The sequence below is a fragment of the Ideonella sp. P3_A4 genome (genome assembly GCF_056403075.1).
Genome location: NZ_JBFUGE010000022.1, coordinates 20,646 through 30,989, shown reverse-complemented (window position 1 = coordinate 30,989; position 10,344 = coordinate 20,646). Strand labels below are relative to the sequence as shown.

The window sequence follows — 10,344 nt, the reverse complement described above, 5'->3', positions numbered from 1 at the left end:
CGCCGGCGGTGGGCGGCTCGCACCATCGGGTGCGTGCTGCAACGCCGAGCGCAAGCGCGCGTCGGAGCGCAGTTCGTCGTCGTCCGGTGAATGGGGTGGGTTCGGCGGCAGGGCGTTCACGCACCACCTCCCTTCAGGTCGGCCGCGGGCAGGTAGGCGCCCATGCAGGTGCGCAGCTTCGACAAGCCGTAGCGCAAGCGGCTCTTCGCGGTCTCGAAGCCGATTCCCAATGCACCGGCCAATTCGGCGACGCTCAGGTCGTCTTCATGGTGCAGCAAAAACGCCGCCTTCTGCGGCAGTGGCAACTCTTCAAGGCAGCTCAGCAGCCGCTGGCCGGCACGTTGCCAAAACGCCAGCTCTTCCGGCAGGACCGCGGCCGGCGCGGGYCAGTCGAGCCAGGGTTCACCGGCCGGGGCGAACGGCACATCGCCGGCCTCGCCGGTGTCCGCATCTATGCCCCAGGCCTGTTCGCGCCCACTGCGGCGCAGCATGTCGATCGCGCGGTGGTGGGCGATGGTGAACAGCCAGGTGCGAAAGCGCGCGCCCTGCGGCGACCACTGCGGTGCGGCCTGGATCATGCGCAGCCAGGTGTCCTGGAACACCTCGTCGGCTTGCGCGGCCAGGTCACGGCCCAGCAGGCGGCGTACGAAGCGGTACAGCGCCTGCTCGTGGCGAGCGTAGAGGGCGTCGAAGGCCCGCGCGTCGCCGGCGGCAAAAGCGCGCACCAGGGCATCGTCTTGCGCGTCGTCGGTGATGTTGAGGCGGGCGTCGGTGGGTTTCACGGGCGCCGGCCAGTCTGCCACACAGCTCATTCAGGGTGATACGCGGCAGACGGCCATTCGGGGTTAGGCAGACGGCAAGGGTTTCCACGGGGATGCCTCGCAAACCCCGCTTCGACAGCCGGGCCGTATCAAGCAGGGAACCCATTTGAAGGAGACCCCCTTGATGCGACACCTCGCCCGATTCACCCGCCGCTGGGCCGCGGCCACCACGCTCGCATGGCTGGCAGCCGCCCCCGCAGCGCAGGCCTTTTGCGGCTTCTATGTCGGCAAGGCCGATGCCGGCCTGTTCAACCAGGCCAGCCAGGTGATCATGGCCCGCGACGGTGACCGCACGGTCATCTCGATGGCCAACGACTACCAGGGCCCGCTGAACGAATTTGCACTGGTCGTGCCTGTGCCCACTGTGCTCAAGCGCGACCAGGTGCACATCGGTGACCCAGCGATCTTTGCCCGTGTCGACGGCTGGTCGGCGCCTCGCCTGACCGAGTACCACGACGACAACCCGTGCGATCGGCGGCTGTATGAGATGAAGGCCGCCCCCATCATGCCGGCCACCGCCCCGGCCCCGGCACGCGCCAAGTCCGCTGACGCATTGGGCGTCAAGGTCGAGGAGCAGTTCAACGTCGGCGAGTACGACATCGTGATCCTGTCAGCGACCGAAAGCGACGGCCTCGAAACCTGGCTCGTCGGCAACGGCTACAAGATGCCGCGCAACGCGTCGAAGGCGCTGGCACCGTACATCCGCCAGGGCCTGAAGTTCTTCGTCGCCAAGGTCAACTTGAAGGAGCAAGCCAAGACCGGCTCGACCAAGCTGCGGCCGCTGCAGTTCGCGTTCGAGAGCCGACGCTTCATGCTGCCGCTGCGCCTGGGCATGCTGAATGCGCAGGGGCCGCAGGACCTGGTGGTCTACATGCTGACGCGCAAAGGCCGGGTCGAGGCGAGCAACTACCGCACCGTCAAGCTGCCGGCCAACATGGATTTGCCGGTCGGCATCCGCGGCGAATTCGGCCGCTTCTACAAGGCCTTGTTCGACAAGCAGTGGGAGCGCGAAGGCGGCCGCGTCGTCTTCACCGAGCACTTCTGGAACATGGGCTGGTGCGACCCCTGCGCCGCCGAGCCGTTGACACCGGCCGAGCTGCGCGGCGCGGGGGTCTTCTGGCTCGATGAGCCCGGCAACACGGGTGTCGCTGGCGGCCTGCCGCCGAGCACCACCAACCCGGTGATGCTGACCCGGATGCACCTGCGCTACACACGCGACACCTTCCCCGAGGACCTGGCCTTTCTCGAGACCGCGGACCAGCAGAACTTCCAGACCCGCTACGTGCTGCGCCACCCGTACGAGGGCGTGATGAACTGCCCCGAGGCCGAGCCTTACCGCGGCCAGGTGCGCGATCGGCGCGAGCGAGAGGCGCTGGCGCTGAACGAGCTGACCGGCTGGTCGCTGGCCGACAGCCGCAAGCTGGCGGGTCTCGACCCTGCCATCGGCCAAAACGGGGCCTCGCGCGGCTGGTGGAGCAAGCTATGGCAGTGACCGCTTCGATCCCGACGATGAGCGGCGGCCTTCAGCGCCTGCGGCGCGCGGGCATGCAGATGGACGCCCGCCTGTTCCAGCTGCTGTTCCAGGCCAGCCTGCTGCTCGCCGGCGCGCTGTGGTGCGACTTCGCGCTCAGCCCATGGCAGGTGGCGCTGTCCTTCGCGACTGTCTGTGCGACGCAGTGGGTCTGGCTGCGAGCCACCGGCCTGCAGGAGCGCGGCATGTTGTCGGCACTGATCACCGGCTTCGGGCTGTCGCTGCTGGTGCGGGCCGACAACCTGTGGGTGCACCCGCTGCTGGCGGTGATCGCGATCTCGTCGAAGTTCGTCTGGCGCTACGAGTTCGTGCCGGGGCGGCCCAGTGCCGGCAGCGCGCACCGCTTCAACCCAGCGAACCTCGGCGCGGTGATCGCGGCCTACGTGCTGCCGGGCGCCTGGTTGTCACCCGGGCAATGGGGTCACAGTGCAACCTTGGCGTTGGGGGTGATGCTGCTCGGCGCAGTCGTCTCATCGAAAGCGCGGCGGGCCGATGCGAGCTGGGTCTTCCTGCTGACCTACGCCGGCCTGGTCAGCGCGCGAGCGTTCTACCTGGGCGTCAACCCCTGGTCGATCTGGCACCAGATCGACAACGGCGCGCTGCTGCTGTTCGCGTTCTTCATGATCAGCGACCCGATGACCACGCCACGCCTGGCGCGCCAACGCATCGCCTACGCCGCACTCGTTGCGCTCGGAGCCTTCGCCTGGCAATACGGCCTGTTCAAGCCGAACGGACCGATCGTTGCGCTCTTCATCGCGAGCTTCGCCGTCCCGTGGCTGAACCAACGCGCAGCGCGCGCGAAGCACCTGCTCAGCTATCGCTGGTAGCTCTGCATCACCAGGCGCGCGCAGCGCCGCCGCCTTCGAGTGGCGTGCGCGGATCCGGCTCCGCCGGTCCGCTGCGCGGTCTTGCAGACCGCGGCGGGCCAGTGGCCCGCCCCTTCGCCAGGCATGAAAGGTCCACTGGACCTTTCATGTCCGGGCTCAGCCTTGGGGGCAGGCCCCAACTTCTGGCGTGGGGGCCTAACGTTGCCCTTCAGTCAGCGTGTCGACCTGGAACTTGCCGGTCTTGTCGACCAGCCAGATTTCCCGGTAGGTCACGCGCTCCATCCGCACGGGCGCCGGGAACTGGGTCTTGCGAAGCAGCGCCAGGACCCACGGGCCAACCTCTTTCGCAGCGGCCGGCTCGCGGATCATCCGCACCTCGGTGACCCGGCCGCCGGCGTCGATGTCGGCCTCGGTGATCGCGATCGCGTACATCAGCGGCGGCAGCTTGCCGTGATGGATGTGCATCGGGAACGACTCGTAGACGCGCTTGGCGGCGTCTCGTCGGTAGTCCTGCGCGGTCTGTGCCTCGGACACCGCACCCGCGCTGAGCGCGAGCGGTGATGGCACCTGGTTGAATTGCGCCAGCGCCGGAGAGCTGGCCGCCGCACAGAGGGCGAAGAGACCGGCAGCGAGAAACGTGTTCATGCTGCAGTCTTCGTTCGAGTGCGCCGCAGCATTGAGCGGGGTAGTCCCCACCCAAGTGCAACCGAACGCGACGCCGGTGATTTATTGGCGCTTTGCGCGTCACTCCAAATGGCGACGCGCGGCGTTCCGCCGCGCGACCTCCCTCAGGCACCGCCCCCGGACGAAATGCGGCGCATTTACAGAGCGCGCGAAGCGCCGCTCTCCTTCAAGTGGCGTGCGCGGATCCGGCTCCGCCGGCCCGCTGCGCGAGCCCCCTCGGGGGCTGAGCCTCTGGCTCGCCGCGGCCTGCAAGGCAGCCCCTGGCAAGAGGCGTGGGGGCTCAACGCATCCAGCCCTTGCTGCGGAAGTACAGCAGCGGCGCCGCCACCGAAGCGACCATCAACCCGATCGCGAAGTAGTAGCCATAGCTCCACTGCAGTTCGGGCATGTGCTGGAAGTTCATGCCGTAGATGCTGGCGATCAGCGTCGGCGGCAGCAGTGCGACCGACGCCACCGAGAAGATCTTGATGATCTTGTTCTGGTTGATGTTGATGAAGCCGACGGTGGCGTCCATCAGGAAGTTGATCTTGTCGAACAGGAACGCGGTGTGCGAGTCCAGCGAGTCGATGTCGCGCAGGATCTGGCGCGACTCCTCGAACTGCTCGGCGTTGAGCATGCGGCTGCGCATCATGAAGCTGACCGCGCGACGCGTGTCCATCACGTTGCGGCGGATGCGCCCGTTCAAGTCTTCTTCCTTGGCGATCGCGGCCAGTGCCTCACCGGCGGCGCGGTCGTCCACGTCCTGCTTCAGCACCCGGGCGCTGACGGCCTCGAGGCTGTCATAGATGCCWTCGAGCGCGTCGGCCGAGTATTCGGCGTCGGCGTCGTACAGCTTCAGCAGCACGTCCTTCGCGTCCTCGATCAAAGCCGGGATGCGGCGCGCACGCAGGCGCAGCAGGCGAAACACCGGCAGGTCCTCGTCGTGGACCGAGAACAGCACGTTGTTGTAGAGGATGAAGGCCACGCGCACGTTGCGCGGCGTGACGTCGTCGTCGATCAGGAAGTCGGAGCGGATGTGCAGCTCGCCGTTGTCTTCTTCGTAGAAGCGGGCCGACTCTTCCAGGTCGTCGTCGACGATGTTGTCGGGGATGCGCAAGCCGAAGCGGCCGGCGATCCAGCCGATCTCCTCGGCGGTGGGCGCTTCGAGGTCGACCCAAACCGGCTGCACCTCGGCCAGTTCGGCCGCGGAATCGATTTCTTCTTGCAGCAGCCGGCCTGACAGGCGGCCTTTGTCCAGCGTGAAGACGTTGAGCATGGGGGCTCCAGCGGGGCGGGCCGACAGCTGGGGGCGGCGCCGCGAAGTCACTCGGAATGGGGGATTCGGTTCAACCGCCCACCCTGGCGACAACCACCGTTAAGCCCGGTGGCGGCTGGAGCAGGCGGTCACCGAGGGTGGGAACTGTCCACGGTGGCGTTTCAAGAGGTGAGACAACCGCGGATTATCACCCCAGGTCGGGGCAACGTATCCGCACGAAACGACACAGTCTAACCGGCTGAACGACGGTCTCTTTTTCTTGTCAAAGCGGGGGTCCGGGGGCACACTGGGTCGCACCGGTGGCGTCATCTTGGCGTCATGAAACCGGCTTGGCCTAAGCCGGTGCGGTGGGTAACCCTTTCCCTTGCAAGGAGGCCTCGATGAACTTGACGATCAGCGGACACCACCTGGAAGTGACACCCGCCCTACGGGAGTACGTGCTCACCAAGCTTGAGCGCATCACGCGCCATTTCGACCAGGTGGTGGATGTAAACGTGCTGCTGACGGTTGAAAAGCTGAAGGAGAAGGAGCGCAGGCAGAAGGCCGAAGTGACCTTGCATGTGAAGGGTCGCGACATCTTCGTCGAGCAATCGAACGAAGACCTGTACGCGGCGATCGATCAACTGATGGACAAGCTCGACCGACAGGTCTGCCGCCACAAGGACCGGCTGCAAGACCATCACCACGAGTCGGTCAAACGCCAGGACGCCAGCGCGTCCTGAGCCCCGGGCTCGGCAGGCCGAACCCGCCCCGGGGATCAACAAACCCAGGCGACCCTTCGTTCCCTGAGAGCCCGCCGGAGGCGGCCGCAATAGCTGCCTCACCCTTCACCAAGGCGACCCGTGTGGTCGCCTTGCTATTTGTTGACAAAGATAATCGCCCATTCGGGCAGCGACTCGCTAGACTGTGTTGCTGCAACGCAGCATCGTCGGGTCAACCCCGGTTGCCGGGCTGACGTTGACGTCGTGTGGGATGCAACCGATTTCTATAATCCGCACCCTTAAAGCCGGAGGGATCACCGGCCGAAAGACACAGACGCCCCTTGATCGTTTGTCGAAAGAGCCGTTCATGAACCGCCTTGCCGCCATCCTGCCCGTGGACAACGTGCTGGTGGGTGTGGAAGCCACCAGCAAGAAGCGCGCCTTTGAGCACGCAGGCCTGCTGTTCGAAAACCAGCACGCCATCGCCCGCGCCACCGTCACCGACAACCTGTTTGCGCGCGAGCGCCTGGGGTCGACGGGCCTGGGCCACGGGGTGTCCGTACCGCACGGCCGCGTCAAGGGTTTGAAAAACCCGCTGGCCGCGGTGCTGCGGGTGCAAAGCCCGATCCCTTTCGACGCCCCGGACGACGAGGCGGTCAGCCTGCTGATCTTCCTGCTGGTGCCCGAAGCGGCGACCCAGCGCCACCTCGAAATCCTGTCCGAGATCGCCGAATTGCTGTCGGACCGCGAGTTGCGTGACAAACTCAAGACAGCCCCCGATGCCCCCACCGTGCACCGGCTGATCGCCGACTGGGAACCTCTCAAGTCGGTGGCCTAAGGATGCCAGCCCCCAGGCCGCTTCGTGTCCAACCCCCAAGGGGGTGCACGAGCCTGGGATGCCTCAGCGGGGGCCACGCCCCTCGCTCCACTTCATTGCACACCGCGTGAAGCCCATTTCCATCAGCGCCGAGGCGCTGTTCGAGGAACACCAGCCCTCCCTGCGCTGGGAATGGATTGCCGGCCACGCGCACCCCGAGCGCCGCTTCGATGAAGCCGCCGTGCGCGATGCACGCTCGGCCGCCGATCTGGTCGGCTACCTGAACTACATCCACCCGTACCGCGTGCAACTGGTCGGGCGGCGCGAGGTGGCGTATCTCGCCGACGCACCGGCCGAGGTGCTGGAGCGCCGCATCCAGCGCATCGTGACGCTGGAGCCGCCGGTGATCATCGTCGCCGACGACCAGCGTGCGCCGGACCGCCTGGTTGCGATGTGCGACCGCGCCGAGATCCCGCTGTTCATCACCTCGGCGTCGGCCGGTCACGTGATCGACGTGGTGCGCTCGTACCTGAGTCAGCTGTTTGCCGAGCGGACCACGCGCCACGGCGTGTTCATGGACATCCTCGGCCTGGGCGTGCTGCTGACCGGTGAGTCGGGCCTGGGCAAGAGCGAACTCGGGCTGGAACTCATTTCACGCGGCCACGGGCTGGTGGCCGACGACGCGGTGGATTTGTTCCGCGTCTCGCAAAGCACGCTCGAGGGCCGTTGCCCCGACCTGCTGATGAACCTGCTCGAGGTCCGCGGCATCGGCCTGCTGGACATCAAGGCGATCTTTGGTGAGACGGCCGTGCGGCGCAAGATGCGCCTGAAGCTGATCGTGCACCTGGTTCGCAAAGAGACGATGGAGCGCGAGTTCGAGCGCCTGCCCTACGAGCCGCTGTACGAAGAGATCCTCGAGATCCCCGTGCGCAAGGTCGTGATCGCGGTGGATGCGGGCCGCAACCTGGCCGTGCTGGTCGAGGCCGCGGTGCGCAACACCATCCTGCAGCTGCGCGGGATCGATACCTACCAGGAGTTCATTGGCCGCCACCAGGCGGCGATGGATGCGCTCCGGGAGCCCTGAGCACGCTGCCGCCGCCGGCCGGGCGGTGCTCACAGTCGGTCTTGGTGCAGACGGCGTACAGCGCCAGCGTGTGGTCGTGCAACTCGAACCCGCGCGTCTGTGCCACTGAACGCTGCCGCGCCTCGATCTCGGGGTCGAAGAACTCCTCGACCCGGCCGCAGGTCAGGCAGACCAGGTGGTCGTGGTGCTGGCCTTCGTTCAGCTCGAACACCGACTTGCCCGACTCGAAATGGCTGCGCGCGAGGATGCCGGCCTGCTCGAACTGCATCAGCACGCGGTAGACCGTGGCCAGGCCGATGTCGGAGCCTTCGCCCAGCAAGGCCTTGAACACGTCTTCGGCCGTCATGTGGCGCACCGTCGATTTCTGGAAGATCTCGAGGATGCGCAATCGGGGCAGCGTGGCCTTCAGGCCACTGCTTTTCAGTTCGTCGACATGGGTGGGCATGGTCTGGCTCTCGCGGTCCGGTGCGGCCAGGGCAGGCCGCTAGAATCGTTGCATCATAGCCAGCCCGGCTCCCGCCGGGGCCTCGCGCGGTCGCCGTCTTGGCGACTGCTGGCACCCCCGGCCCGCTTGCCCTTGCGCGTACCTCCCATGCCCTTGTTTCGCCTCCCCCGCATCGTCCCCATCACCGCTGCGCTGCTGGGCCTGGCCGCGCTCACGGGCTGCAACCTCATCACCCGCACGATGAGCGACGGCATCACCAGCGTCATCACGCCCTACCGGGTCGAGGTGGTGCAAGGCAACGTGGTCACCCGCGAGCAGATCGCCGCGATCAAGCCCGGCACGCAACGCAGCCGTGTGCGCGACGTGCTCGGCTCGCCGCTGCTGGCCGACCCGTTCCACGCCCAGCGCTGGGACTACGTGTTCGTGATCCGTCGCCAGGGCACCGAGCCGCAGCAACGCTCGGTCGTGGTGCTGTTCGAAGGCGACACGGTCAAGTCGGTGCAGGCGCCGGACCTGCCGAGCGAGCTGGAATTCGTCGCGTCGATCAGCCGCCCGAGCCGAGGCGATACGCCCAAACTGGAACTGAGCGACGAGGAGCGCAAGGCCTTGCCGCTGCCGCCGAAGGTCGAAACCGCCGCCGCCACCGCGGTGCCGCAGGGCGCGATCCGCAACTACCCGCCGCTGGAAAACTGATGATCCGGGTCGCGATCGCCGGTGCCAGCGGCCGGATGGGCCGCATGCTGGTCGAGGCCGTCCATCAGGCCCCCGACTGCACACTGGCTGGCGCACTGGCCCACACCGGCAACCCGAGCATCGGGCAAGACGCCACCGCCTGGCTGGGCCATGCGAGCGGTGTGAAAGTCACCGACGACCTCGCGATCGGCCTGGCGGACGCGCAAGTGCTGATCGATTTCACCCGCCCTGAAGGCACGCTGGCGCATCTGGCGGCCTGTCGCGAGCGCGGCATCGCGATGGTGATCGGCACCACCGGTTTCACAGAAGCCCAGAAGGCCGAGATCGCCCACGCAGCACAAGACATCGGCATCATGATGGCGCCCAACATGAGCGTCGGCGTCAATGTGGTGCTGGGTCTGCTCGACATGGCGGCACGCGCGCTGAACGAAGGCTTCGACATCGAAATCGTCGAGGCCCACCACCGCCACAAGGTCGACGCGCCCAGCGGCACTGCGCTGGCAATGGGTGAATCGGTCGCCCAGGCGCTGGGCCGCGACCTGAAGGCCTGCGCCGTCTACGGCCGCGAAGGCGTCACCGGCGCGCGCGACCCGTCGACGATCGGTTTTGCCACCGTGCGAGGCGGCGACATCATCGGCGACCACACCGTGCTGTTCGCCGGCACCGGTGAACGCATCGAAATCAGCCACAAGGCCACCAGCCGGGCGGTGTTTGCGCAGGGCAGCCTGCGCGCCGCGCGCTTTCTCGACGGCCGCGCGCCGGGCCTGTACACGATGGCCGACGTGCTCGGGATGGGAGCCCGCTGATGGAAGGTCTGCAAGGCTTCTGGTTCCAAAGCGATGCGATCGGCCGTTCGGTCGCGTTGATGCTGCTGGTGATGTCGGTCGGCGCCTGGGTGCTGATCTTCTGGAAGACCTGGGTGCTGCACCGCACGCGTGTCGACCTGCGGCGAGGCATCGACGCGTTCTGGAACGCGCCGGATCGCAAGGCCGCCCGCGAACGCCTGGCCGCACTGGACCGCGAGGGCGTCATCGCGCCGCTGGCCGAGGCCGCGTTCCATCAGCCTGGCGCCGGCACGCTGCAGACGCATGGCGCGATCGAGTCGCAGCTGACCCGCCGGTTGCGTGACGCGCTGCACGCCGGCCTGGCGCACCTGCAGATGGGCCAGGTCTTCCTGGCTTCGGTCGGTGCCACCGCGCCCTTCGTCGGCCTGTTCGGCACCGTCTGGGGCATCTACCACGCACTGCTGGGCATCGCGACCTCGGGTGGCATCACGATCGAGAAGGTTGCCGGCCCGGTCGGCGAGGCGCTGGTGATGACCGCCGCCGGCCTGGCCGTGGCGATCCCTGCGGTGCTGGCCTACAACGTGTTCGGCAAGTGGCTCGGTGCCTGCGAAGCCGAGCTCGAAGGTTTCGCGCACGACCTGCGCGAGATCGCGCTGCACAGCGACTGACACGGCTTTCGCCATGGCATTTGGTCGCTTAGA

12 protein-coding genes are annotated in these 10,344 nt (G+C 67.1%); 8 read left to right on the top strand and 4 right to left on the bottom strand.

All coding sequences use genetic code 11. The annotated features are described in order from the left end of the window. Window positions 1-116: 116 nt before the first annotated feature. Complete coding sequence (locus AC1DYI_RS04820; RefSeq protein WP_477202934.1) at window positions 117-782, bottom strand: sigma-70 family RNA polymerase sigma factor; 666 nt, start codon at window positions 780-782, stop codon at window positions 117-119. Between the two features lie 163 nt (window positions 783-945). Here AC1DYI_RS04820 and AC1DYI_RS04815 point away from each other — a divergent pair, with 163 nt between their 5' ends. Next, a complete protein-coding gene (locus tag AC1DYI_RS04815) occupies window positions 946-2,313 on the top strand; it encodes a DUF2330 domain-containing protein (protein WP_477202937.1) in 1,368 nt (455 codons plus the stop codon). Next, window positions 2,304-3,179 (top strand): RnfABCDGE type electron transport complex subunit D, encoded by an 876-nt coding sequence (locus AC1DYI_RS04810; protein ID WP_477202933.1) that lies wholly within the window; start codon window positions 2,304-2,306, stop codon window positions 3,177-3,179. The genes AC1DYI_RS04815 and AC1DYI_RS04810 overlap by 10 nt, the downstream gene beginning before the upstream one ends. Window positions 3,180-3,374: 195 nt before the next feature. Here AC1DYI_RS04810 and AC1DYI_RS04805 read toward each other — a convergent pair whose 3' ends face one another. Further along, entirely contained in the window at window positions 3,375-3,824 is a 450-nt protein-coding gene (locus AC1DYI_RS04805) for a hypothetical protein (RefSeq protein ID WP_477202932.1), read from the bottom strand. A gap of 319 nt (window positions 3,825-4,143) precedes the next feature. After that, window positions 4,144-5,118, bottom strand: a complete 975-nt coding sequence (gene corA / locus AC1DYI_RS04800) for a magnesium/cobalt transporter CorA (protein WP_477202931.1) — start codon at window positions 5,116-5,118, stop codon at window positions 4,144-4,146. Window positions 5,119-5,498: 380 nt separating this feature from the next. Between corA and hpf the strand changes: the two genes are divergently transcribed. From hpf to hprK, 3 genes are all read left to right on the top strand, one after another. Beyond that, window positions 5,499-5,840, top strand: coding sequence for a ribosome hibernation-promoting factor, HPF/YfiA family (gene hpf, locus AC1DYI_RS04795; RefSeq protein WP_329721488.1), 342 nt, complete (start codon window positions 5,499-5,501; stop codon window positions 5,838-5,840). A gap of 346 nt (window positions 5,841-6,186) precedes the next feature. Further along, on the top strand, window positions 6,187-6,657 hold the full coding sequence (locus AC1DYI_RS04790; protein WP_477202936.1) for a PTS sugar transporter subunit IIA: 471 nt from the start codon (window positions 6,187-6,189) through the stop codon (window positions 6,655-6,657). Window positions 6,658-6,763: 106 nt separating this feature from the next. Beyond that, window positions 6,764-7,720 carry an HPr(Ser) kinase/phosphatase gene (gene hprK, locus AC1DYI_RS04785; RefSeq protein WP_329721492.1) on the top strand — a complete coding sequence of 319 codons (957 nt, stop codon included), beginning with the start codon at window positions 6,764-6,766 and terminating at the stop codon, window positions 7,718-7,720. On the opposite strand, the gene fur is transcribed toward hprK, so the two are convergent. Continuing rightward, the gene (gene fur, locus AC1DYI_RS04780) at window positions 7,674-8,165 is read right to left on the bottom strand and encodes a ferric iron uptake transcriptional regulator (RefSeq protein WP_477202930.1); all 492 of its coding nucleotides are present in this window, start codon (window positions 8,163-8,165) and stop codon (window positions 7,674-7,676) included. The genes hprK and fur overlap by 47 nt on opposite strands. A 147-nt stretch (window positions 8,166-8,312) precedes the next feature. Here fur and AC1DYI_RS04775 point away from each other — a divergent pair, with 147 nt between their 5' ends. The 3 genes from AC1DYI_RS04775 to AC1DYI_RS04765 are packed head-to-tail and all read left to right on the top strand — an operon-like array spanning window position 8,313 to window position 10,311. After that, window positions 8,313-8,858, top strand: a complete 546-nt coding sequence (locus AC1DYI_RS04775) for an outer membrane protein assembly factor BamE (RefSeq protein WP_477202929.1) — start codon at window positions 8,313-8,315, stop codon at window positions 8,856-8,858. Beyond that, entirely contained in the window at window positions 8,858-9,664 is an 807-nt protein-coding gene (gene dapB, locus AC1DYI_RS04770; protein WP_477202928.1) for a 4-hydroxy-tetrahydrodipicolinate reductase, read from the top strand. The genes AC1DYI_RS04775 and dapB overlap by 1 nt, the downstream gene beginning before the upstream one ends. Further along, window positions 9,664-10,311 (top strand): MotA/TolQ/ExbB proton channel family protein, encoded by a 648-nt coding sequence (locus tag AC1DYI_RS04765; protein ID WP_477202927.1) that lies wholly within the window; start codon window positions 9,664-9,666, stop codon window positions 10,309-10,311. The genes dapB and AC1DYI_RS04765 overlap by 1 nt, the downstream gene beginning before the upstream one ends. The last annotated feature ends 33 nt before the right edge of the window (window positions 10,312-10,344 follow it).

Excerpts from the sequence above, each read along its gene's own strand:
- AC1DYI_RS04815 (WP_477202937.1), top strand. The coding sequence starts at position 946 with ATGCGACACCTCGCCCGATTCACCCGCCGCTGGGCCGCGGCCACCACG.
- AC1DYI_RS04810 (WP_477202933.1), top strand. The coding sequence starts at position 2,304 with ATGGCAGTGACCGCTTCGATCCCGACGATGAGCGGCGGCCTTCAGCGC.
- AC1DYI_RS04805 (WP_477202932.1), bottom strand. The coding sequence starts at position 3,824 with ATGAACACGTTTCTCGCTGCCGGTCTCTTCGCCCTCTGTGCGGCGGCC.
- hpf (WP_329721488.1), top strand. The coding sequence starts at position 5,499 with ATGAACTTGACGATCAGCGGACACCACCTGGAAGTGACACCCGCCCTA.
- AC1DYI_RS04790 (WP_477202936.1), top strand. The coding sequence starts at position 6,187 with ATGAACCGCCTTGCCGCCATCCTGCCCGTGGACAACGTGCTGGTGGGT.
- fur (WP_477202930.1), bottom strand. The coding sequence starts at position 8,165 with ATGCCCACCCATGTCGACGAACTGAAAAGCAGTGGCCTGAAGGCCACG.
- AC1DYI_RS04775 (WP_477202929.1), top strand. The coding sequence starts at position 8,313 with ATGCCCTTGTTTCGCCTCCCCCGCATCGTCCCCATCACCGCTGCGCTG.
- dapB (WP_477202928.1), top strand. The coding sequence starts at position 8,858 with ATGATCCGGGTCGCGATCGCCGGTGCCAGCGGCCGGATGGGCCGCATG.
- AC1DYI_RS04765 (WP_477202927.1), top strand. The coding sequence starts at position 9,664 with ATGGAAGGTCTGCAAGGCTTCTGGTTCCAAAGCGATGCGATCGGCCGT.